Here is a 23,004-nt window from a genome sequence, read left to right on the forward strand (position 1 = left end):
TATCATATGAGGCGCAATCACTGCTCAGCCAACCGCGTGCCGCGGCCACCGGTGATAAGTGCGCCTCAGCAGGTCACTTCAAGTGGTGATAAAGGGCGACGATGGCATGAACGATGTCGCTGTCGGCATCCAGTCCGGTTACCCGCGCCAGGGCCTGGGCCGGGCCCAGATCCGCCAGCAGGGTCTGCAGTTCCACCGCCTGAGGGTCATCGGCGTTGCGATAATGCAGCGCCGCCGCTATCCCCTCCTGCAGTTGCTCGTTGGGCAGACCGTATTCCAGGGTCCCGAGCAGGGGTTTCACCAGCCGGTCTCCCGCCGCCAGCTTGCGCAGCGGTTGGCGGCCGACCCGGTCGATCTCGTCCACCAGATAGGGATTGGCGAAGCGAGACAGGATCTTCTCGATGTAGGCGGCGTGCAGCCGCTCATCGAAGCCGTAACGTTTCACCAGCACGGCCCCGCTCTCTTCCATGGCACGGCGCACCTTGCTGCGGATCACCGGATCCTCGATCGCCTCACGCACCGTCTGGTAACCCCGCAACTTGCCGAGGTAGGCGGTGACGATGTGGCCGGTGTTGAGGGTGAACAGCTTGCGCTCGATGAAGGCCATCAGGTTGTCGGTGGGCTCCATGCCCGCCACCTGGGGCAACTCCCCCTTGAACTGGGTCTGGTCGACTATCCACTCGCTGAAGCTCTCCACCGTCACCTCCAGCGGATCGTCGTTGGCCGCGGCGGGCGGCACTATGCGATCCACCGCAGAATCGACGAAACCGACGCAGGATTCGAGGGTGGCATGATACGCGACCGGCAGGTACTTGAGTACCTCCTGCTTGAGATGGCTGGTGCCCCGCACCATGTTCTCGCAGGCGATGACGTTGAGCGGGGTCAGGTTGCCGGCATCGAAGCGGGCCTGCAGCCCCTTGGCCAGGGTGCTGGCAATCTTGTCCAGGATGTTGGGGCCCACCGCCGTGGTCACCAGATCGGCGGTGATGATGCGGGCGATCACCTCGTGACCGGCGGAGCTGACCGCCGCCACGTTGCGCACCACATCCAGCTTCTGATCCGCACCCACCACATGCACCTTGTACTCCTGCCGGTGGTTGAGCTGATCGATCAGGGTCTCGTTGACGTCGGCAAAGGTGACCTGGTGGCTGGCGTCTGCCAGCAGTTTACCGATGAAGCCGCGTCCGATATTGCCGGCACCAAAATGCAATGTTTTCATGATGTTAACCTCTATAACCAAAGATGATGAAGATGACTTATGCGGCCTGTTCGGCGCCCAGCAGGTTCAGGAACTCCTGAGGATCCTGGGTGCTGGCCAAGCGGTCGATGAGACCAGGTTCATCCAGTGCATTGGTCAGTTTGGTTATTACTTGAATGTGTTCGTCGTTGCGGGCGGCGATGCCGATCACCAGCCTTGCCACTTCGTCGGCACCTTCACCGAAGGCGACCCCGGCCGGGTATTGGCAGATGACGATGCCGGTGCGCTTCACGTGCTCCTTGGCGGCTATGGTGCCGTGGGGCACGGCGATGGACTCGCCGAGGTAGGTGGAGACCAGCCGCTCGCGCTCCAGCATGGCGTTGACGTAGTCCGGTGCCACATAGCCTCGCTCGGCCAGCAGCTTGCCGGCGGCCAGGATGGCGGCCTCCTTGTTGTCGGCCTTGAGGCCGAGGTGCACGTCCTGCAGGCTCAGGGTGAAGACTTCACCTGCCTGCGGCTCGTAGCTGTCGTCGTTGGCGGCCACCAGCAGCTGCGGGTTGGCCACGTCGTCGTTGGCGGCACCGGCCAGGGTCAGGTTCTGCACCAGATCCTGATAGAGCGCATTGTCGAGGAAGTTGGTCAGGGAGATGTGCTGGGCGTGCGGCGCATGGCGACGGGCACGGTCGGTCAGATCCTTGTGAGTGATGACCAGGTCTACCTGATCGTCCAGGTTATTGATGGCACGGTTGGTCACGCTGATGTCCAGACCGGCAGCCTGCACCCGCTTGCGCAGCATGCCGGCACCCATGGCGCTGGAACCCATGCCCGCATCGCAGGCGACGACGATATTGCGGACCGCCATCAGCTCGGCGCCCGGTTTCTTGGCGGCAACGACCTCGGGCTTGGCACCCTTCATGGCCTTCATCTTGCGAGTGGCTTCACCCAGGGCATCGGCCTCATCGGCTTCCGGCTGTTGGGCACGGACGAAGACGGCGGCGACTAGGAAGGAGACCAGGGTGGAGCAGATGATGGAGAGCATGACCCCGATCAGGGAAGCTTTCGGCGTCATCAGCAGCACGGCGAAGATGGAGCCCGGTGAGGCAGGGGAGACCAGACCCGCGTTGAACAGGGTCAGGGTGAAGACACCTGTCATGCCACCGGCGATCACCGCCAGGATGAGGCGCGGGTTCATCAGCACGTAGGGGAAGTAGATCTCGTGGATGCCACCGAAGAAGTGAATGATGGAGGCACCGGCGGCGGATTGCTTGGCGGCGCCACGGCCGAACACCATGTAGGCCAGCAGCACGCCCAGACCCGGACCCGGGTTCGCTTCGATCAGGAAGAAGATGGAACGACCCTGCTCGGTGGCCTGCTGGATACCCAGCGGCGAGAAGATACCGTGGTTGATGGCGTTGTTCAGGAACAGGATCTTGGCCGGCTCGACGAAGATCGAGGTGAGCGGCAGCAGGCTGTTATCCACCAGGAAGCCCACGCCCGCCGCCAGCACGCCGGAGAGTACCTTGACGAAGGGACCGATCACGAAGAAGGCGAGGATGGCCAGCAGCATGCCGATGATGCCGGCGGAGAAGTTGTTGACCAGCATCTCGAAGCCGCTCTTGACACGACCTTCCATCAGCCTGTCGAAGCGCTTGATGGCCCAGCCGCCGAGGGGGCCGACCATCATGGCGCCCATGAACATGGGGATGTCGGTACCGACGATCACGCCCATGGTGGTGATGGCGCCGACCACGGCACCCCGTTCACCGCCGATCAGCTTGCCGCCGGTGTAGCCAATCAACAGCGGCAGCAGATAGGTGATCATGGGGCCGACCAGCTTGGCCAAGGTTTCGCTTGGCAGCCATCCGGTGGGGATGAAGAGCGCTGTGATGAAGCCCCAGGCGATGAATGCGCCTATGTTGGGCATGACCATATTGGACAGGAAGCGTCCAAAATTCTGTATCTTGACCTTGGTATCCGGTGATAACATGTCGGGACCCCGTTTTAAGCCTGATTGATTAAGAGTGGTAGCGGGAATGACGGGTTTTGCCGAACCCCCATCCCAGTCGTCTAAGCAACTTCAATCTACCAGTTTGCGCTCACATTAGGCTGAAAACGGGGCATCTTGTGACCTTCCTCTCAGTTATCCCCACCTCCCCCCTCCCTGCATGGTGATCCACATCACATTCGACGCCTGTTTTTTGGCTACAAATCGATCTTTCCCGTCCCGACAGTCAATTTTATGTGACTAAAGTCACTCTTTGTTGTTTGCGCAAATGACATGTCAATGTGATTTAGATCACAAAATGATGATTTGTATTCAAATGAGGCAAGTCTCCGCAGGGGAAAAGTGCGGGAATAAACGATGGATCGGCGGCCTTTTTCTATTATTGACCAATGAATGATGTATTTTGTAACCCACTTTCAGTTTTCGGCCGCGGCGCTATGACCGTAGTCTCCTGCTCCCAGCGTGCAAACAGGGCTCGTTCAAGCCACCTTGACCGCCAGATCTGCTGGTCGTGGGGCGTCGTGCCAGCCAGGTTTTGCACAGGCATAAAAAAGCCCGCCGAATGGCGGGCTTTTGCATCGAGCGGGTGGCTGCGAGCTTAGTCTGCCTTGGGGGCAGCTTCGGCCTGTGCCTCGGTGCTGTCGGCGGCCGGGGCTTCCGGCGCCGGGCCTGGTACCAGGGCTACCGCTGGTTTGGCGATGAGGGAGCGGGTCTCTTCCACCGCCTCGCTCAGCTTGACCTCGATGATCTGGCCCAGCTCATAGACCACCTCGGTCTTGTCCAGATAGACGCGACCGTTGTCCCAGTTGCACTCCAGCCTGTCCTTGTTGTCCAGGATGTGGCGGGCGGGCATGAACACCACGGCGCCGTTCTCCTGCAGACGCAGCTTGAGGCCGGCACGCATCACGTCGATGATCTCGGCGTTGAATACCTTGTCGGTGCCCGCATCGGCCATCAGGTAGCGGACATAGAGCCAGTCGCCGATGTCGCGCTCGACCCTGCGGTGCAGGCGGCGGCATTCGGTCAGGTGCTCGGTCAGCTCCTGGTTCGGGCGCTCGCCCGGGGTCTTGCCGGCGATGACGGCTTTCAGCAGACGATGGTTGACCATGTCGCCGTACTTGCGGATGGGGGAGGTCCAGGTCGCGTAGGCATCCAGCCCCAGGCCGTAGTGGGCACCCGGCTCGGCGGACATCAGCGCATAGCTCTGGAAGCGGCGGATCTTGCCATCCAGCCAACGGGTATCCTGGCTGTCGATCCAGCGGCGCAGGGCGCAGAAGCCGGACAGGCTCGCGATCTCTTCCTTCTCGAACGGGGCCTCGGCTGTCTTGAGCAGCTCGATGGCGCCGTCGAGGGACTCCTCGTCGAAACCGGTGTGGACGTTGAAGATGCCGTAGCCGACCTGCTTGCCGAGCACGCGGCCGGCGCAGATGTTGGCGGCGATCATCGACTCTTCGATCATCCGGTTCGCGATGCGGCGCGGCTCCACGTGGATCGCGAGCACGGCGCCGTTCTCACCCAGCTCGAAGTCGTAGTCGGGGCGGTCCGGGAACACCAGGGCATGCTCGGTGCGCCACTTGATGCGCGCCTCCGTCATGGCCTTCATCAGCGGCAGCTGGGCCAGCACGCCCGTGTCGATATCCAGTTCTTTGCCGTGTTCGGCCCAGTCGGAGACCTCGTCATAGTTCAGACGAGCGTGGGAGAGGATGCGGGCGGCGAAGAACTCGGTCTCCTCCAGCAGCAGGCCGTCTTCGGCGATCAGCAGGCGGGCGCACAGGGTGTTGCGCTCCTCGCCCTCTTTCAGGGAGCAGAGCTCGTCCGAGAGGGTGCGCGGGATCATGGGCACGTTGCGGCCCGGCATGTAGACGGTGAAGGCGCGCTGGGCGGCTTCCTTGTCCAGCTCGCTGCCTTCGGCTACGTAGGCGGTCGGATCGGCGATGGCGACCAGCAGCTCCCAGCCGTTGTCCAGCTTGCGGATGGCCAGGGCGTCATCCATGTCCTTGGTCTTGGCGCCGTCGATGGTGAAGAAGGGGGTGGCGGTCAGGTCGGTGCGCGGCAGCTCCTCTTCCTCGATCACCTTCCACTCGGGCAGGTCGGCCGGCTCAATCTGGGCCAGGTTGTGGCGCGCCAGCACCACCCACCAGGGCACGTTGTGATCATCTTTGTCGGCGATGAGCTGGGTGATCTCGGCAGAGAAGTTGCCGTCCACCAGGGCGTGACGCTTGAGAGTCGCCACCACCCAGTCCCCTTCCTTGAGGGACTTCTCATCCAGACCCTTCTTGGCGCGGGCCTTGATGGCGTCCTTGATGAGGGGATGGTCCGGCACCACGTTGAGGCGGTCGCGGAACATCTTCACGCGGCCGACGAAGCGGGTCACCGCCTGCTCCAGCAGGGCATCCGGCTCAGCCACTTCCTTCTCTTTTTCGGTGCGGATCAGGGCGCTCACCCGGTCACCGTGCATCACCTTCTTCATGTAGGGAGGCGGCACGAAATAGCTGGTCTTCTCATCGACCTCCAGGAAGCCGAAGCCCCGATCGGAGGCGCGGATCACACCCTCTTTCTTGGGGATGTTCTCGCGGATTTGTTGCTTGAGCTGAGCCAGCAGGGGATTGTCTTGAAACATAAGTGAGGAACCTGAGTGGAGACCTGATGAAGAATCGCCCAGCACTATACGTTTTTACCCCCCCAAAGCCAAGGTGAATGGCCCCCTCAGCGGGGTTGCAATGCCCGACGACCCTGCTGGATCAGACGCGAGGAGATCTGCTTGTGCAGCCCCCGCTCCAGCACCCAACGGTGCCAGTACAGGCGTTCGACCAGGTGATTGTCCGGGCAGAGATCGAGCAGCAGCCCCTGTGCCAGCTGCTGGCGGATCTGCAGCTCGGGGATGAGGCAGCAGGCCAGCCCCTGCTCGGCCATGGCGACGAAGGCCTCGGACGAGCGCACCGTGTGGCAGGGATAGCCACCGGGCTCCAGCCCGAAGTGGCGGGCCATGAAGCTGACGTGCATGTCGTCCCGCTGATCGAAGGCCACTGCCGGCGCCTTGGCCAGCGCCGCCGCATTGAGCCCCTGGGGGAAGTGGCGGGCGACGAAGGCGGGGCTGGCGGTGAGCATGTAGTGCATCTCGCCGAGCTCGTCGACGCAGCAGCCGGCCAGCGGCTGGGGCTGCAGGCTGATGGCGCCGAACGCCTGCCCCTCGCGCACCTTGTCGAGGGTGCGACTCTCGTCGTCCACCAGCAGATTCAGCTCGATGGGGTGTTGCTCCAGCAGCGGGGCCAGGGCGGGCAGGAACCAGGTCGCCAGGCTGTCGGCGTTGATGGCGATGCTGACTCGCACCGGCAGCTGTGGCGCCTCGGGGGAGAGCTCGCCGGCCAATTCCAGCTCGAGCTGGCGCACCTGGCGGTAGTGGGCCAGCAACTTCTGACCGAGCTCGGTGGCCCGCAACGGCTGGCTGCGGATGATCAGCGGCTCGGCAAATTGCTGCTCCAGCTGCTTGATACGCTGGGAGATGGCGGACTGGGTGAGGTGCAGACGCTGGGCGGCCCGCTCGAAGTTCTGCTCCTGCATCACCGCATCCAGCGCCAGCAGCAGCTTGTAGTCCAGAGCTTTCATCAGCATTCCTTATCAATCCGGTGATTCAAGAAAATATGCTACTGAATCCGGGGGCTGGCAACAAGGCCGGGCAGGGCACAGGGACGGCGTTGACGGCCGGGGTGAGGGGGTCGGTCACTGCGATAAGTGACAGTAGCGGCAAAATGAGATTCATTGGATACTCATTCGGTCCGTTTTTGCATGGGGTGGAAACGGGCCATAGCGAGAGTTTTGGTCCCGGGCAGCGTCCCGGGACTTTTTTATGGGTTAAGGCAGGAGAGTATCCATCGTCTCGCCGGCTGTTGTGTGGGGTGAGTGCCAGAGATCTGCGCTCACTTTGCCGGCCGGTGTACGGTGCTCACTGTGCCAGCCGGCCTATGGGGCCAGGGCTAGAGAGTGGCGAGCGCCTCGCCGGCAGGCGCGTAGCATTCGCGCAGGGGCCGGTTGATGGCGCGCTCGAAGCGCTCGTCCAGCAGGAAGCGGATGCCGACCCCGCGCACGGCCCCCAGATCCACCGCCTGGCGATGGCCGAGCCGTTCGATGGGCAGGCCGAGGCGGCGGAAGATGCGCTCCACCGGCAGGCTGACCACGGCGACCAGCTCCCGGATCCCCTGTTCCCTGGCGAAGGCATAGACCTCGCGGAAGATGACGCAGGTCAGCTCGCTGATGCCGTTGTCGAGCCTGGGGGCTCGCTCGGCGTCGATGGCGAGGCGGGTCAGCTCCCAGACATCGGCGCTGCGCGGCGCCAGTTCGCCCGCGAGGGCGCTGGGGAAGATGCTCGGCAGCATGTAATCCTGGGCGCAACTGAGCAGCCGGATGCAGCCGCACAGGCCCTGCTCATCCTCAATCAATACCCAGTGGGTATCCGGCTTGTCGAAGCTGTCCCGCTCCAGACCCCGGTGAGATTCCACATCCCAGCCGAGCCGATCGGAGAAGACGCGCTTGCGAAAACGATAAAGCTCGTTTTCGACCTCCCATTTGGGGTGTTCTTTCAATTTTCCTTTGAAAACAAGCATTCATGTCTCTCCATTTCATGGTTCGGCGCTATAATCCAAGGCCTTGGCCAGGGGGGCTAGCCTATGACACGTGACCAACTGCTTGAGTATTTGGAACATTTCACGCTGGTGACCGATGGGGACCGGTTGGCCGAGTTGATCGGTCGTTTCTCTCTGGGGATGGGCTACGACTACTATCGTTTTGCGCTCATCCTGCCCATGTCGATGCAAAGGCCCAAGGTGGTGTTGTTCAATCAGTGCCCGGATTCCTGGGTGCAGGCCTACACGGTGAACAACATGCTGGCCTGCGATCCCATCATCCAGCTCGCCCGCAAGCAGACCCTGCCCATCTACTGGAACCAACTGGACGAGAAGGCCCGCTTCCTGCAAGAGGGCAGCATGGATGTGATGGGGCTGGCGGCGGAGTTCGGGCTGCGTAACGGCATCTCCTTCCCGCTGCACGGGGCCGCGGGAGAGAACGGCATACTGTCGTTTATCACCGCCGAGCGGGCCTCGAGCGATCTGCTGCTGGCGTCTTCCCCCATCCTCTCCTGGATGTCCAACTACATCTTCGAGGCGGCGATCCGGATCGTGCGGCTCAGCCTGCGGGAAGACGATCCGCAGGAGGCCCTGACCGATCGGGAGACCGAGTGTCTGTTCTGGGCCAGCGAGGGGAAGACCTCGAGCGAAATCGCCTGCATCCTCGGGATCACGGAACGCACCGTGAACTACCACCTCAATCAGGTGACCCGCAAGACCGGCTCCATGAACCGCTATCAGGCGGTCGCCAAGGGGGTGAGCAGCGGTATTCTGATCCCGAACCTGGAGCAGGTGGTGGTCACCAATTTCCCCAAGTTGTGGCAATGATCCTCGCCAACTGAGGGATGACCCCCAGCCAGCCCTGGCCTGTGTCCACCTCTCCATGCCGCCACCGCATTCTTCGGGTGGCCGCGTCATGGTCGCTCCGTCGGCTGGCTCATCCTGGGGCCACTCCTTCCCGCGTTGACGTAATCGCTCTAGTGATTCTCGGGGTGGGAGGAGGGGCTCACAATTGTCAGATCCTGCAATTGACAGCCCGCCACAAAGGGCGTCGGGATTCCCATCATCAGATTTTTGAATGCATCAGCAAATGAATGAATTTCTCTGATTACCTCGCCTCCCTTATAGTGCCGCCATCATCTACACAGGGACGTTTCCTCCATGTTCGCGACCACACTGCAAGGCTTCACCCTCGGCCTCGCCATGATCATCCCCATCGGTGCCCAGAATGCCTTCGTGCTGAGTCGGGGCATTCACCGCAACCACCATCTGCTGGCGGCCACGCTCTGCTGCCTGTGCGATCTCGTGCTGATCGGTATCGGGGTATTCGGCGGGGCCAACCTGCTGGCGGCCAGCCCCATCGGGCTGGCGCTGCTGACCTGGGGTGGCGTGCTGTTTCTCGGCTGGTTTGGCATTCGTTCCTTGCGCAGTGCCTGGCGCGGGCAGGGGGCCAAGCTGGCGGATTCCCCCCAGCTGATGGGGGTCAAGAGCGTGCTGGCCATGACCCTCGGGGTTACGCTGCTCAACCCCCACGTCTACCTGGATACCCTGATGCTGCTCGGCTCTTTCGGTAGCCAGTTTGCCGAGTCGCTGCGGCCGGCCTTCGCGGCGGGGGCCATGCTGGCGTCCGTGGTGTGGTTCTACAGTCTGGCGTTCGGGGCGGCGGCCTTGTCCCCCTGGCTCGCCCGGGGCAGGGTGCAGCAAGCCATTGATATGGTTGTCGGTATTGTCATGCTGGGGTTGGCGTTGCAACTGGCGAGGGGGGCGCTCATGGCTTCATAAGGCTATTTTTGTGCCGGGCTTCATAAAAATTAATGTCGGTGCCATCTGCTGACATATTCGTCTGTTAAATTCCCGTCGCTGGTAAAGCGTTACTCATAATAATAGGGAAAAGACAGTGAATAAAACTATGAAGCTAGGTGCTATTGCAACCATCGTGCTGTTGTCTGCCTGCAGCAGTGACAACGACAGCAAGGCGCAGCCGGGGACCGTCTCCCTGCGCCTGATCCAGACCTCTGATATCCACTCCAACGTGCTGGGCTATGACTACTACCAGAACAAGGAGGACCGCAAGTTTGGCCTCTCCCGCACCGCCCTGCTGATCCGGGCTGCCCGCGCCGAAAACCCCAACAACCTGCTGCTCGACAACGGCGACCTGATCCAGGGCACGCCGCTGGCGGACTATATCTTCGAGCAGTCCGGCGCCGGCTACCTCGAGAAGCAGGCTCACCCCGTGTTCAAGGCCATGAACGAGCTCGGCTATGACGCCGGCAACCTCGGCAACCACGAGTTCAACTACGGGCTGGATTACCTCGGCAAGGTGCTGGCGGGTGCCAAGTTCCCCTATGTGAACGCCAACGTGTTCGAGGCCGGAGCCTTCAAGCGCGATGCCAAGGGGCAGATCGACTGGAGCGGCAACAAGTTCACCCCCTACCTGCTGCTGGATCGCCAGGTGACGGATGACAAGGGCCAAACGCAGACCGTCAAGGTCGGCATCCTGGGGCTGACCCCGCCCCAGGTGCTGCAGTGGGACAAGCGCCATCTGGAAGGCAAGGTGGTGGTGGCCGACATGGTCGAGACCGCCAATCACTACGTGCCCGAGCTGCGCGCCAAGGGCGCCGATCTGGTGATAGTGGTCGCCCACACCGGCATCAATGCCAACAGCTACGAGGCGATGATGGAGAACTCCGCCTGGCATCTGGCCAAGGTGAAAGGGGTCGACGCCCTGATGCTGGGTCATGCCCACAAGAACTTCCCCGGCGATTTCCCCGACCTGCCCGAGGTGGACAACAAGGCCGGTACCCTGAGCGGCATCCCGACCGTGATGCCCGGTTACTGGGGCAACCACCTCGGCATCATCGATCTCAAGCTGGAGCAGGTGGATGGCAAGTGGCAGGTGAAGCAGAGCCAGGCCAGCCTGCGCAAAATAGACTCAAGCGAAGGCAGTGCCGTGGATCAGCAGGTCGTGGATCTGGTGCAGGCGGATCACGACGCTACCAACCAATGGCTGGATGAGCCGCTCGGCAAGATCACCTCCCCCATCCACAGCTTCTTCGCCCTGGTGCAGGACGATCCCTCCGTCCAGCTGGTGAGCGACGCTCAGCGCAAGCACGCCGAGCAGCTGCAGCAAGATGGCCTGCTCAAGGAGTCCTACCCCATCTTGTCGGTGGCGGCCCCCTTCCGCGGCGGTCGCAACGGCATCAATGACTTCACCTATGTGGCCCAGGGCGACATCTCTCTGCGCAACGTCTCCGACCTCTACATCTACCCGAACACCCTGCAGGTGGTCGAGGTGAACGGCGCCACCGTCAAGGAGTGGCTGGAGATGAGCGCGGGCCAGTTCAACAAGATCGACGCGGGTCAGACCGGGGTGCAGTGGCTGGTGAACGAGAACTTCCCCACCTACAACTTCGACGTGATCGACGGAGTGAACTACGAGGTGGACATCACCCAGCCGGCCCGTTACAGCAAGGAAGGCACCAAGGTGAGCGACGGCCAGCGTATCAGCGGCCTGACCTTCAACGGACAGCCCGTGGATCCGGCCCAGAAGTTCTACGTGGTGACCAACAACTACCGCGCCAGCGGCGGCGGCCACTTCCCGGGTATCGACGGCAGCAACATCGTCCATGAAGATCCCTTCGAGACGCGGGAGATCATCGCCCAGTACCTGAAGTCCCAGTCCGCCGCCAACCCGGGTGGTTTCAGCCCGGCGGCCAACAACAACTGGCACATGAAGGCGCTGCCCACCGGCGTGGACGTGCGGCTCTACTCCTCGCCGAGCGCCGAGGCCAAGGCCCTGGCGGGGGCGGATCTGGCCTACCAGTCCACCCTGCCGATGGATGACGTCAAACACCCCGGCTACGCCATCTACCGCCTGACTCGCCAATAACGGCGGCGCCAGGCAGATAAAAAAAGCCCTCGCACTGCGAGGGCTTTTTCATGGGGGAAGGGGCTTAGTAGAAACCCGCATCCTCCGGATTGGGGCGGGTCTTGAAGCGGCGATGCAGCCACATGTACTGCTCCGGCGCACGGCGCACGGCGGCCTCTATCTCCCGGTTGGCGCGGCTGGCATCGGCCAGATCGTCGCCGCTCGGGTAGCCTTCCAGCGGCGCCCCTATGTGCAGGGTGTAGCCGTCCTGGGTGCGGATGTTGTAGCAGGGCAGGGTGACTGTGTTCTTCACCCGGGCCAGAGTGGCGGTACCGGTGATGGTGGCCGCCTGCTCCACCGCGAAGTAGGGCACGAACACGCTGGCGTGGGAGCCGTAGTCGTGATCCGGCGCATACCAGAGTGCGTCGCCGTTGCGCAGCGCCTTGATCATCCCCTTCACGTCCATGCGGTCCACCAGGTATTTGTTGGAGGCGCAGCGACCGTGATACTGGGCATACTCCAGCACCGGATTGGTGTTGGGGCGATAGACACCGACCCCGGGTCGCACCAGCCCGAAACAGCGCGCATTGAGTTCAAGGGTGAGGAAGTGGCAGGAGAGCAGCAGCATGCCCTGGTCCTGCTCGGCGGCCCGGATCACGTGCTCTTCTCCTTCCACCTTCATCAGGCGGCGCATCCGCCAGTCCGGCCAGAACCAGGCCATGCCGACTTCGAAGATGGCGCAGCCCACGCTCTCGAAGTTCTGCACCAGCAGGGTTTCGCGCTGGTCGCGGCTGAGCTCGGGCAAGGCCAGTTCCAGGTTGCGGCGCGCTATCTTGACGCGGGATTTCAACAGCTTGCGGGCCAGGGTGCCGAGCTGGCGACCGAGCCACATCTGGCTGCGCCAGGGCAGCAGCACCAGCAACCAGAGCAGGCTGAGCCCGAGCCAGCTGCCCCAGTAACGGGGATGGAACAGACGGGGTTCGAGGCGGGGAGCATGTTCTTGGGCCATGAAGAGTCTCTTGTTCTCAATCACAAATGAGCCGGGTGCCAAGTCGAGCGGGGAGAGACAAGGGCAGATGAATGCCCCGCTGGGATCACTTGGCGCGCAATCAGAGGATTCTATCCGAAAAGGGGGGGTTGGTGCGAATCGCCTCATCTGGTCAGAGGGGTCGCGGCGTCTGACGGACGTGGCAGGAACCGTCACGCTAGGTGTCTCACTGGAAACGACAGATTTGCTTTTTCTACACCCTATAAAAGAGTGTGATAAAATCCGGGACTGAATTTTTCAGGTTTTGAGAGCCGATACAGATGAAGATCACCCTGCCCGAATTTGAAAAAGCCCGCGTTCTGGTCGTTGGCGATGTCATGTTGGATCGCTACTGGCATGGCCCCACCGGCCGGATCTCGCCCGAGGCCCCGGTGCCCGTGGTCAAGGTTGAACACATAGAGGAGCGCCCGGGTGGCGCTGCCAACGTGGCCCTCAACTCCGCCGCACTCGGTGCCCACGCCGTGCTGCTGGGCCTGACCGGTCAGGATGAGGCCGCCGATGCGCTGGCCGGCCAGATGGCGGGCGTCAAGGTCGCCTGTGATTTCGTGCGCCTGGCCGACTACCCGACCATCACCAAGCTGCGGGTGCTGTCGCGCAACCAGCAACTGCTGCGTCTGGACTTCGAAGAAGCCTTCCACGACGTCGACGCCAGTCTGCTGATGGGCAAGGTCGAGCAGGCCCTGCCCCAGGCCGATGTGATGATCCTCTCCGACTATGGCAAGGGTGCCCTCAACGACGTGCCGGGCATGATCAAGCGCGCCCGCGCCGCCGGCATCCCCGTGCTGGTGGATCCCAAAGGGACCGAGTTCGAGAAGTACCGCGGTGCCACCCTGCTGACCCCCAACATGTCCGAATTCGAGGCCGTGGTGGGCAAGGTGAAGAGCGAGGACGATCTGGTCGCCAAGGGGTTGGCGCTGGTCGAGCGCTTCGAGCTGGACGCCCTGCTGGTGACCCGCTCCGAGAACGGCATGACCCTGATCCGCCGGGGCCAGCCCGAGCTGCACCTGCCGGCTCAGGCCCACGAGGTCTATGACGTGACTGGTGCCGGCGACACCGTCATCTCCACCCTGGCCACCTCCCTGGCCGCTGGCATGACGCTGGACGAGGCCTGCGCCCTGGCCAACACCGCCGCCGGTATCGTGGTCGGCAAGCTGGGAACGTCCACCGTCAGCCCGGTGGAGCTCGCCAACGCGCTCTACACCGAGCAGGAGACCGGCTTTGGCGTCATGTCCGAGGCCCAGCTCAAGGTCGCCGTGCGGGCAGCCCGCCTGCGGGGCGAGAAGGTGGTGATGACCAACGGCTGCTTCGACATCTTGCACGCCGGTCACGTCTCCTACCTGGCCAACGCCGGCAAGCTCGGGGATCGCCTGATCGTCGCGGTCAACACCGATGACTCCGTGCGTCGCCTGAAGGGGCCGGGTCGTCCGGTCAACCCGACCGAGCGTCGCATGACGGTGCTGGCGGCGCTGGGCGCCGTGGACTGGGTCGTGCCGTTCGCCGAGGATACGCCCCAGCGGCTGATCGCCGAGATCCTGCCAGACCTCTTGGTTAAGGGGGGCGATTACAAGCCGGAAGATATCGCCGGTTATGCCGAAGTCACCGCCAACGGCGGCGAGGTGCGGGTGCTGAACTTCGAGGACGGTTGCTCCACCAGCGACATCATCAAGACCATCCGCGAGCGCGGCTAAGCGGATACGTACCTCATGAAAAACCCGGCCTTGGCCGGGTTTTTTGATGGCTTTACCCGCGCTCATCAGGCGGGCAAGCAGGCAACGAAAAGGCGACCCTGGGGTCGCCTTTTTCATGGAGTCAATGTGACTCAGGACTGCTTGGTGACCTGGGCGGCGGGTACCAGCCCCTGGTTCACGTCTTCCAGATCCTTCTGCTCCAGCGTGCCTGCGGCCTGCTTGAGGGCGAGGATGCTGAGGATGTAGTTGTAGCGCGCCTCGGAGAGCTTCTGCTTGGCTTCGTACAGCTTGCGGGTCGAGTCCAGCACGTCGACTATGGTACGGGTGCCGACTTCGTAACCGGCCTCGGTCGCCTTCAGGGCGCTGTCGGCGGAGATGACGGACTGGCTGTAGGCGCGTACCGAGCCAATGCTGGCGTTCACGTTGTTGTAGGACGAACGTACCGTGCTCTGCACCGAGCGGAAGCTGCGCTCCAGCTGCTCACTGGCGGCCACGTAGTTGAACTGAGCCTGCTTGACCTGGGAGGTGGTGGCGCCACCTGTGTAGATAGGCAGGTTGAAGTTCAGGCCTATGTTGCCCTGATTGCTGTTGCTGTCCGGGTTGCGGATCTCGTCCTTGTAGTCGTTGTAACCGGCGGTGAGGCCGGCGCCGAGATCCAGGGTCGGCTCGTGGCCGGTCTTGGCGAGATCGATCTGCTCCTTGGCGATGTCCTTGCCGATGCGGGCGCTGTGCAGCTCCAGGTTCTTGTCGAGGGCCAGTTCCAGCCACTTGTCGGAGTTGAACGGAGTCTTCTGCGGGGCGAAGCGCGCGGTGTTGAGCACGTCCAGCTGGCGGTGATCGATGCCGGTCAGCTCGCGCAGGCTCTCGTAGCTGTTGTCCAGGTTGTTCTCGGCATTGATCTCGTCTGCCAGCGCCTGATCGCGCTCGGCCTCGGCTTCATGCACGTCGGTGATGGCGGTCAGGCCCACTTCGAAACGCTGCTGGGTCTGTTCCAGCTGACGCTCGACGGCGACCTTGTTGGCCCGCACGAATTCCAGGGTATCCATCGCCTTGAGCACGTTGAAATAGGCCTGGGCGGTGCGCAGCATCAGGTTTTGGATCTCGAGGTTGTAGCCCACGTCAGACTGGGTGGCACTCTTCTCGGTCAGGTCCAGGTTGACCCAGTTGCTGCGACGGTAGACGGACTGATCCAGGGTGACGGAGCCGGTGGCACCGCTGTTGGTCATGGTGTCGTTTTTGTTCTGCAGATAGTTCAGGCCGGCACCCAGGTTGATCTGTGGCAGCAGGGCGGCGCGTGATTCGTTGATCTTCTCGAAGGCTTGATCCCGTCTCGCCTTGGACTCCAGCAGCTGGGTGTCCTTGATCTGGGCCTGTTGGTAAATCTCGAGCAGGTTTTCGGCATGAGCACCAGAGCTCACACCCAGCATCACCATGACTGACAAGAGTGTTCTTTTCATATGATTGTTTTAACCTTATTTATCAACCCAAAGCTGTCCGCTGGCTGAAGAGGGGGGATTGTCACCGACCGAGCTTGATTTCAGCTTAACCACTCTACTATAAGCAGAATTTAATGCGAACTGTCTCTTTTCCAGTAACGGGAACGTCAAGGAACAGGGGCGTTTTTCTCGGCAACGCGCCTAGCCAAATGTCCTGTGGCTGCTAAAATCCATCCCTCATCGTCGGCGAGAACGAGTGAATGAATGTTCATTCATGTTCCCGAATATTATGGTCAAACCTAGCCAAGTCAAGCCGGCAGGAGCGTCGTATGTCACAGCAAGCCTTGCCTCAAACCAGCCACTATTCCGGTGATGATGTGAAAATCATCGATAAATCATCTGGATACAATGGTTTTTTCAAGATCAATGTCTACCGTCTGCAGCACAGGTTATTTGCCGGTGGCTGGAATGAGCCCATCGTCCGCGAGCTGTTCGAACGGGGTCATGCCGGTGCCTTGCTGCCTTATGATCCGGTGCGCGACCAGATTGTGCTGGTGGAGCAGTTCCGGATCGGTGCCATGGAGACCAGCGCCACTCCCTGGCTGCTGGAGCTGGTGGCCGGCATCATAGACGAGGGTGAGACAGCCGAAGCCGTGGTGCGCCGCGAAGCGGTGGAAGAGGCCGGCCTCGAGGTGGGCCGCTGCGAGCACGCCATCAGCTATCTGGTAAGCCCGGGCGGCAGCACTGAGCGGATCGAGGTCTATGTGGGCGAGGTCGATGCCAGCAAGGCCGCCGGGATCCACGGTCTGGCGGAAGAAGGGGAAGACATCCGGGTGCACGTGGTGAGCCGCGAGCAGGCCTATGCCTGGCTGAAAGAGGGGCGGATCGACAATGCGGCCTCCGTGATCGCGCTGCAGTGGCTGGCCCTCAACCACGGCGAGCTGCAGGCACGCTGGCTGGCGGATCGCTGACATGTCCGTATTATCCGCCAAGCGTCATGTTCCGGACCTGAAGTCCCTGCAGCGGACCTGCGAGGTCAACTACATGGCGCTGATGAAGCTGCTGCCACCGGGGGGCACGGTGGGGGCCGAGCGCCGCTATCAGGTCGGCAACGGCCTGCAGTTTGGGCTCAGCGTCAGCGAGGAGAGCCGCTTCACCAGCCAGGTGATCCTGGCCCAGCACAATCCCGAGTTGCCGAGCTACTTGCAGGCTCGAATCGAGATTCGTTTGTATCACGATGTGCGGATGGCGGAAGTGTGTGCCGCGCAACAGATTTCGATGTTGCAACCACGTTATGATTATCCCAATAAAAAAATGCACCACAGGGATGAAAAAGAGCAGGTAAATCTGTTTCTGGCCGACTGGCTAAAATTTTGTCTCAAACACGGCACCAGCCCGATTAACATCCTCTAGTCGAACTCATAAAAAGAAGCGTGATTTTGGAAACAGAGCTACCCCAGGCGCAGGACGGAAGTGTGCGCCTGTTACAGATTACCGATACCCATCTCTTCGCCAGTGCCGAGGGACGGCTGCTGGCCGTGCGCACCGCCGAGAGTCTGGCCGCCGTGCTGGAGCAGGTGCAGGCGAACGAGCACCCGTTCGACCTGATCCTGGCGACCGGGGATCTCTCCCAGGATCACAGCCCGGAATCCTATCAGCGTTTCGCCTCCATGATGGCGACCCTGGCGCGCCCCATCTACTGGCTGCCCGGCAACCACGATGACGCCCCGCTGATGACCGAATACCTGCATGCGGCCGGAATAAGCGAGGCCAAGCAGCTGGTGGGGGATCACTGGCAGGTGATCCTGCTCGACACCCAGGTGCGCGGCAAACCCCACGGCCTGCTCGGGGATCACCAGCTGGCGGCGCTGGATCAGGCGCTGCGCCAGCACCCGGAGCGCCATGCGCTGATCGCCCTGCACCATCAGGCGGTGCCGGTGGGCTGCGCCTGGCTGGATCAGCACAACCTCAAGAATGCCGACGACTTGTTTGCCGTGCTGGCCCGTCACCCGCAGCAGAAGACCATCCTGTTCGGTCACGTGCACCAGGAGTTTGACGAGGTGCATCAGGGAGTACGGCTGATAGCGAGCCCCTCCACCTGCATCCAGTTCAAGCCGCTGAGCGATGGCTTCGCGCTGGACGAGTCCGGCCCGGGCTGGCGCTACCTGACCCTGCACCCGGATGGCCGGATCGCGAGCCAGGTGTGGCGGCTGCCGGTGGGGCAGTTCGTGCCCGACCCCGATGCCACCGGCTATTGAGAGGGTCACCATGAGCTCAGTCCTGCTTTATCTACACGGTTTCAACTCCTCGCCAGGATCCGCCAAGGCGCAGCAGATGGCTGCCTGGGTCGCAAAGCACAGGCCCGATATCGAGGTCATGATCCCGGCCCAGCCCAATACCCCGGGGGCAGCCTGGGAGGCTATCGCACACAGCATCGAGGCAGCCAGAGGCCGTCACGGCACCCATCTCAGACTCGGCGCCGTGGGCAGCTCCCTCGGCGGCTTTATGGCGACCAGGGTCAGCGAGTTGTACGGTTGCCGCGCGGCGCTGATCAACCCGGCGGTGCGCCCTCACGAGCTGTTGCGTGATTACCTCGGTCCCCAGCGCAATCCCTACACGGAAGAACGCTACGAGCTGCTGCCGACGCACATGGACGAGCTGAAGGCGCTGGCGGTGCCGGTGACGGCGCCGGAGCGGCTCTGGATCCTGCAGCAGCAGGAGGATGAGGTGCTAGATTATCGCAAGGCGCTGGACGAATATCGCTTCGCCCGCCTGTCCCTGGAGTGCGGTGGCAACCATGCCTTCGAGGGCTTCGAGCGCTACCCCGCCCAGATAGTCCGCTTCCTCGGGATCTAGCCATGCAACCGCCGTTGGCTGCCTTTCTGGAACAGGTGCTGGCCACGGCCCAGGCCGGGCTCACCTACTCCAAAGACCCCTTCGATATCGGCCGCTTTCAAGCTCTGCGGGAGGCGACGGTGACCCTCATCGCCAGCCAGAGCGAGCTGGATCCCAAGGCCATCGCCCACTGGATAGCACTCGACAGCGGTTACCCGACTCCCAAGCTGGATGTGCGGGCCCTGATCCTCGATGACGCGGGTCGGCTGCTGCTGGTGCAGGAGCGCAGCGACGGACTCTGGACCCTGCCGGGAGGCTGGTGCGACATCGGCGACTCGCCGGCCGCTGCCGTGGTGCGCGAAGTGGTCGAGGAGACCGGCCTCGAGTGCCGCGCCGTCCGGCTGCTGGCCCTGTTCGACAAGCACAAGCACCCTCATCCGCCCCAGCTACCCCACGCCCACAAGGCATTCTTCCTGTGCGAGGTGACGGGGGGCGAGCTGCTCGGCGAAACCGACGAGACCCAGGGCGCCGGCTACTTCCCCATAGACCAGCTGCCCGCACTCTCCCTGCACCGGGTGGTGGCATCTCAGCTGCGCACCCTGCACGCCCATGTGCAGCAGGGGCGGCGCGAGACCCTGTTCGACTGATCCGGGAGTCCATCCCGTGGCAAGGAGGCCATATGATCAAGCGCATCGGCAACACCCTCATCCAGCAGCAACACAGGGCCAGCTGTCATTGCGGCGCTGTGGTGCTGGAGCTCAGCCTGCCGGATGGTGTGGTGGATCCCCGCCGCTGCGACTGCTCCCTGTGCCGGCGCCGTGGCGCCATCGTCGCCTCGGTGCCGCTCGCGGGCATCCGCATACTGCAGGGAGAGGAAGTGCTGCGCTGCTACCAGTTCAACACCCGTACCGCCAAGCATTACTTCTGCTCCGTCTGCGGCATCTATACCCATCACCAGCGCCGCTCCAACCCGGCCGAGTTCGGCTACAACCTGGCCTGCCTCGAGGGGGTCAACCCGTTCGAACTCGGCGAGGTGCCGCTGCGGGACGGGATCAACCACCCGGCGGACCGGTCGTCCTGAGCGAACGGGTGCCATCTGCTTCTGTGGCACGCCCAATGGCTGTGTTAACCTTGGCAAGCCTGCTCCCTGGCAGGCCATCGCCGATCCTTTGTCTTCCTCTACCATAGGGAGCACGCCATTGCCGACCCCCTCAGTGCTGCCCGATCTGATCCTGGGCGCCTCGCTCTACTTTCCGCCGCTGTTCAAGGCCGTGCTGCTCGGTCTGCTGGGCTGGTTGCCGGTGCATCATCTGCTGCGTGACTGGCTCTACGGCGGGGAGGTGTGGCACCCCTTGCTGATGGATCTCTCCCTCTTCATCCTCGCCGTCAGCGGCGCCTTATGGATACTGGTTCATGGTTAAATCCTTCCTCGCGACCCTCAAATACTTCTCCACCCTGCTGGTGTGCGCCCTGGCGCTGGCGGCGGGCTGGTGGCTGTGGAACTACTACATGCAGGGGCCCTGGACCCGGGATGGCAAGGTGCGGGCTGAGCTTATCAGCATCACCCCCGAGGTGTCGGGCAAGATAGTGGCCATTCCGGTGCGGGACAACCAGCTGGTGAAGACGGGGGAGGTGCTGTTCACCCTGGATCCCGAGCCCTACCGGATCGCCCTGGACAACGCCACCGCCACCCTTGCCAAGGCCAGATCGGATCTGGACAAGGCCGAGCACGAGGCGAACCGGCGTCAGAGTCTCTCCCGCACCGTCATCTCCGCCGAGGCCGTCGACGAGGCGCGCCTCAACGCCCAAGCGATGAAGGCGGCCTATCAGGTGGCCGAGGCCAATCTGGAGCAGGCCAAGTGGTCGCTCACCAAGACGACGATCAAGGCGGCGGGGGATGGCTACATCACCAACCTGCAGGCCAGGGTCGGCAACTACGCCAGCGCCGGGGTGCCGCTGGTGGCCCTGGTGGATATCCACTCCTTCTATGTGCAGGGCTATTTCGAGGAGACCAAGCTCAGGCACATCCAGGTGGGCAGATCGGCTGAGGTCATGCTCTACAGCACGGATCAGGTGCTCAAGGGGGAGGTGGAGAGCCTGGGGCGCGCTATTCACGATCAGAGCCTGGAGGGCAGCGACAGCCTGCTGCTCGACGTCAAACCGAACGTGCCCTGGGTGCGGCTGGCCCAGCGCGTGCCGGTGCGGATCCGCCTGCTGGAGGTGCCGCCCGAGCTCGCTCTGATCGCGGGCACGACTTGCACCATCACCCTGGGGGAGTGACATGAGGGTGTCGCTCTGGCGCCGCACCCCCTGGGGGCAGGCCAGTACCGGCCAGTGGCGTTACGCCTTGCGCAACGCGCTGGCCATGTGTCTGTCACTCTGGCTGGCGTTCGTGTTGCAGCTGGACTCCCCCTACTGGGCCATGACCTCCGCCGCCGTGGTGAGCTTTCCCACCGTCGGCGGCGTCATCAGCAAGAGCCTGGGGCGGGTGCTTGGCAGCCTCATCGGCGCCCTGGCGGCGGTGATGATAGCGGGGCTGGGGCTCAGCGATCCCTGGCTGTTCAGCGTCCTCATCGCGCTCTGGCTCGGCTTTTGTACCTACGTCTCCAACCACTATCAGAACAACGTCTCCTACGCCTTCGCCCTGGCGGGCTACACGGCGGCCATCATCGCCTTCGGCTGCGTCAACGTGGACGATCCCCAGCACATCTTCGACATCGCCCAGGCCCGGGTCAGCGAGGTGATCACCGGCATTCTCTGCGGTGCCTTCATGATGATGCTGCTGCCGAGCACGGGGGACGGCGAGACCCTGCTCGGCTCGTTGCGCACGACCCAGAGCCGCCTGCTGGAGCACGCCCAGCTGCTCTGGCAGCAGCAGGCCGGCGCCCTGGTGCGCCACGCCCACCAGGGTCTCATCAGCCAGATCCTCACCATGAACGTGCTGCGCATCCAGGCGATGTGGAGCCACCACAGGTTCAGGCGCCACAACCGGCTGTTCAACTACCTGCTCCATCGCCAGCTGCGCATGACCGGCCTCATCTCCGGGGTGCGCCGCCTGCTACACAACTGGAAATCTCCCCCGCCGGAGCTGGACGAGCTGCTCGCGGCGCTGCCCAAGGCCCTCGCCGAACCCGGCTGTGACAAGCTGCGCATCGCCCGCCTGCTGGCACCGCTGGCCCGCTCGGGGGATTACCGCGCTCGCACCTTCTGGCAGCGGCTGCGCCAGTTCTGCTGGTGCTATCTGGAGGCCCAGCGCTGGCTGGATCGGCTGGCGGGGGCGCAGCAGGAGGATCTCCCGATGCGCTGGCCGGCGCCCCCCAGGCTGAGATCGCTTGCCATGCACACCGACAGCTATGAGGCGGCCTACAACGGCGGCCGCACCGCGCTGTGCGTGCTGCTTGGCTGCATCTTCTGGTTCCAGACCCAGTGGAGCTCGGGCAGCTCGGCGCTGACCCTGCTCTCCATCAGCTGCGTGCTCTACTCGGCGGTGCCCGCGCCGCTCAAGAGCGTGACCACCATGCTGCAGGCCATAGTACTGCTCAGTCTCGGCTGCTTCCTGGTCAAGTTCGGCCTGATGATCCGCCTGGAGGCGCTCTGGCCCTTCCTCATCCTGCTGTTGCCGCCCCTGGTGACCATGCAACTGCTCAAGCAGCAGCGACCGGCATCGGCGGCCCTGTGGGGGCAGCTCATCGTGCTGCTCGGCTCCTTTCTCGCCATCACCAACCCGCCGAGCTACGACTATCAGGACTACATCAACGGCAGCCTCGGCCAGATGCTGGGGGTGATGGTGGCCGGGCTGGGGTTCCAGATCCTCAGGCCCAGCTCGGACAGGCGCAAGAGCCGCCGCCTGATCCGCCGTCTGCGGCGGGACTTCATGGATCAGCTGATGCCCTCCCCACGCCAGAGCGAGCACGAATTCGAGTCCAGGGTCTACCACGCGGTCAGCCAGCTCAGTCAGGGCAAGGATCAGCTGGCCCGGCTCTGGGTGTTGCGCTGGGGCGTGGTGCTGCTCAACTGCAGCCACATCGCCTGGCAGCTGCGCCAGTGGCGGGGCAAGGATCCGGCGCTCTATCTGGTGCGGGACGGCTGCCTCCGCTGCCTGAAGGGGATCCTCACCGAGCGGGGCGTGCAACATGACTCCCTCGGCCTCACCCTGGCCGAACTCAGGCGCATCGAGCAGGGGCTGGCCCTGCACCGGGAGCCGGCGGCGCGGGAGCTGGCGGGCCAGGTCTGGCGACTCGAAAGCGCCCTCTCCCAGCTGTTGCAGGCTCTGCCGGAGACATCCGACGCCCCCTGAACCCGGGGCG

General features: G+C 63.1%; 20 protein-coding genes. 13 read left to right on the top strand and 7 right to left on the bottom strand.

Features of this window, described 5'->3' with window-relative positions:
* Nucleotides 1-73: 73 nt before the first annotated feature.
* From BN1124_RS14360 to BN1124_RS14380, 5 genes are all read right to left on the bottom strand, one after another.
* On the bottom strand, nt 74-1,219 hold the full coding sequence (locus BN1124_RS14360; RefSeq protein ID WP_042643029.1) for a mannitol-1-phosphate 5-dehydrogenase: 1,146 nt from the start codon (nt 1,217-1,219) through the stop codon (nt 74-76).
* A 37-nt stretch (nt 1,220-1,256) separates the two neighbouring features.
* Entirely contained in the window at nt 1,257-3,185 is a 1,929-nt protein-coding gene (locus tag BN1124_RS14365; protein ID WP_042643031.1) for a PTS mannitol transporter subunit IICBA, read from the bottom strand.
* 616 nt (nt 3,186-3,801) lie between these two features.
* A complete protein-coding gene (locus tag BN1124_RS14370; protein ID WP_042643033.1) occupies nt 3,802-5,823 on the bottom strand; it encodes an exoribonuclease II in 2,022 nt (673 codons plus the stop codon).
* Between the two features lie 86 nt (nt 5,824-5,909).
* A complete protein-coding gene (locus tag BN1124_RS14375; protein ID WP_042643035.1) occupies nt 5,910-6,809 on the bottom strand; it encodes a LysR family transcriptional regulator ArgP in 900 nt (299 codons plus the stop codon).
* Nucleotides 6,810-7,177: 368 nt separating this feature from the next.
* The gene (locus tag BN1124_RS14380; protein ID WP_042643038.1) at nt 7,178-7,804 is read right to left on the bottom strand and encodes an acyl-homoserine-lactone synthase; all 627 of its coding nucleotides are present in this window, start codon (nt 7,802-7,804) and stop codon (nt 7,178-7,180) included.
* A 63-nt stretch (nt 7,805-7,867) separates the two neighbouring features.
* Here BN1124_RS14380 and BN1124_RS14385 point away from each other — a divergent pair, with 63 nt between their 5' ends.
* The 3 genes from BN1124_RS14385 (at nt 7,868) to BN1124_RS14395 (ending at nt 11,711) form a co-directional block, all read left to right on the top strand.
* Complete coding sequence (locus BN1124_RS14385; protein WP_042643040.1) at nt 7,868-8,650, top strand: LuxR family transcriptional regulator; 783 nt, start codon at nt 7,868-7,870, stop codon at nt 8,648-8,650.
* 333 nt (nt 8,651-8,983) lie between these two features.
* Nucleotides 8,984-9,604: an L-lysine exporter gene (gene lysE, locus BN1124_RS14390; RefSeq protein ID WP_042643042.1), complete on the top strand. Its 621-nt coding sequence runs from the start codon at nt 8,984-8,986 to the stop codon at nt 9,602-9,604.
* Between the two features lie 127 nt (nt 9,605-9,731).
* A complete protein-coding gene (locus BN1124_RS14395; RefSeq protein ID WP_042643044.1) occupies nt 9,732-11,711 on the top strand; it encodes a bifunctional 2',3'-cyclic-nucleotide 2'-phosphodiesterase/3'-nucleotidase in 1,980 nt (659 codons plus the stop codon).
* A 64-nt stretch (nt 11,712-11,775) separates the two neighbouring features.
* On the opposite strand, the gene lpxL is transcribed toward BN1124_RS14395, so the two are convergent.
* Nucleotides 11,776-12,699 (bottom strand): LpxL/LpxP family Kdo(2)-lipid IV(A) lauroyl/palmitoleoyl acyltransferase, encoded by a 924-nt coding sequence (lpxL, locus tag BN1124_RS14400; RefSeq protein WP_042643046.1) that lies wholly within the window; start codon nt 12,697-12,699, stop codon nt 11,776-11,778.
* Between the two features lie 299 nt (nt 12,700-12,998).
* Between lpxL and hldE the strand changes: the two genes are divergently transcribed.
* Complete coding sequence (hldE, locus tag BN1124_RS14405; protein ID WP_042643047.1) at nt 12,999-14,426, top strand: bifunctional D-glycero-beta-D-manno-heptose-7-phosphate kinase/D-glycero-beta-D-manno-heptose 1-phosphate adenylyltransferase HldE; 1,428 nt, start codon at nt 12,999-13,001, stop codon at nt 14,424-14,426.
* Between the two features lie 131 nt (nt 14,427-14,557).
* On the opposite strand, the gene tolC is transcribed toward hldE, so the two are convergent.
* Nucleotides 14,558-15,883, bottom strand: a complete 1,326-nt coding sequence (gene tolC, locus BN1124_RS14410) for an outer membrane channel protein TolC (RefSeq protein ID WP_042643049.1) — start codon at nt 15,881-15,883, stop codon at nt 14,558-14,560.
* 308 nt (nt 15,884-16,191) lie between these two features.
* On the opposite strand from tolC, the gene nudF reads away from it, so the two are divergent.
* From nudF to BN1124_RS14455, 9 genes are all read left to right on the top strand, one after another.
* Nucleotides 16,192-16,833, top strand: coding sequence for an ADP-ribose diphosphatase (nudF, locus tag BN1124_RS14415; RefSeq protein WP_042643051.1), 642 nt, complete (start codon nt 16,192-16,194; stop codon nt 16,831-16,833).
* 1 nt (nt 16,834) lies between these two features.
* Nucleotides 16,835-17,275: a DUF1249 domain-containing protein gene (locus BN1124_RS14420; RefSeq protein WP_033131777.1), complete on the top strand. Its 441-nt coding sequence runs from the start codon at nt 16,835-16,837 to the stop codon at nt 17,273-17,275.
* A 26-nt stretch (nt 17,276-17,301) separates the two neighbouring features.
* A complete protein-coding gene (cpdA, locus tag BN1124_RS14425) occupies nt 17,302-18,120 on the top strand; it encodes a 3',5'-cyclic-AMP phosphodiesterase (protein ID WP_042643053.1) in 819 nt (272 codons plus the stop codon).
* Between the two features lie 10 nt (nt 18,121-18,130).
* Nucleotides 18,131-18,718 (top strand): YqiA/YcfP family alpha/beta fold hydrolase, encoded by a 588-nt coding sequence (locus tag BN1124_RS14430; protein WP_042643055.1) that lies wholly within the window; start codon nt 18,131-18,133, stop codon nt 18,716-18,718.
* A 2-nt stretch (nt 18,719-18,720) separates the two neighbouring features.
* Complete coding sequence (locus BN1124_RS14435) at nt 18,721-19,344, top strand: NUDIX hydrolase (protein WP_042643057.1); 624 nt, start codon at nt 18,721-18,723, stop codon at nt 19,342-19,344.
* 32 nt (nt 19,345-19,376) lie between these two features.
* Entirely contained in the window at nt 19,377-19,778 is a 402-nt protein-coding gene (locus tag BN1124_RS14440; RefSeq protein ID WP_042643059.1) for a GFA family protein, read from the top strand.
* 118 nt (nt 19,779-19,896) lie between these two features.
* Nucleotides 19,897-20,118, top strand: coding sequence for a DUF1656 domain-containing protein (locus tag BN1124_RS14445; protein ID WP_025325578.1), 222 nt, complete (start codon nt 19,897-19,899; stop codon nt 20,116-20,118).
* Complete coding sequence (locus tag BN1124_RS14450; protein ID WP_042643061.1) at nt 20,111-20,977, top strand: efflux RND transporter periplasmic adaptor subunit; 867 nt, start codon at nt 20,111-20,113, stop codon at nt 20,975-20,977. Before BN1124_RS14445 ends, BN1124_RS14450 begins: the two co-directional genes overlap by 8 nt.
* Before the next feature lies 1 nt (nt 20,978).
* Nucleotides 20,979-22,994, top strand: a complete 2,016-nt coding sequence (locus BN1124_RS14455; protein WP_042643063.1) for an FUSC family protein — start codon at nt 20,979-20,981, stop codon at nt 22,992-22,994.
* Nucleotides 22,995-23,004: the final 10 nt, after the last annotated feature.

The sequence above is a fragment of the Aeromonas eucrenophila genome, assembly GCF_000819865.1.
GTDB lineage: Bacteria > Pseudomonadota > Gammaproteobacteria > Enterobacterales > Aeromonadaceae > Aeromonas > Aeromonas eucrenophila.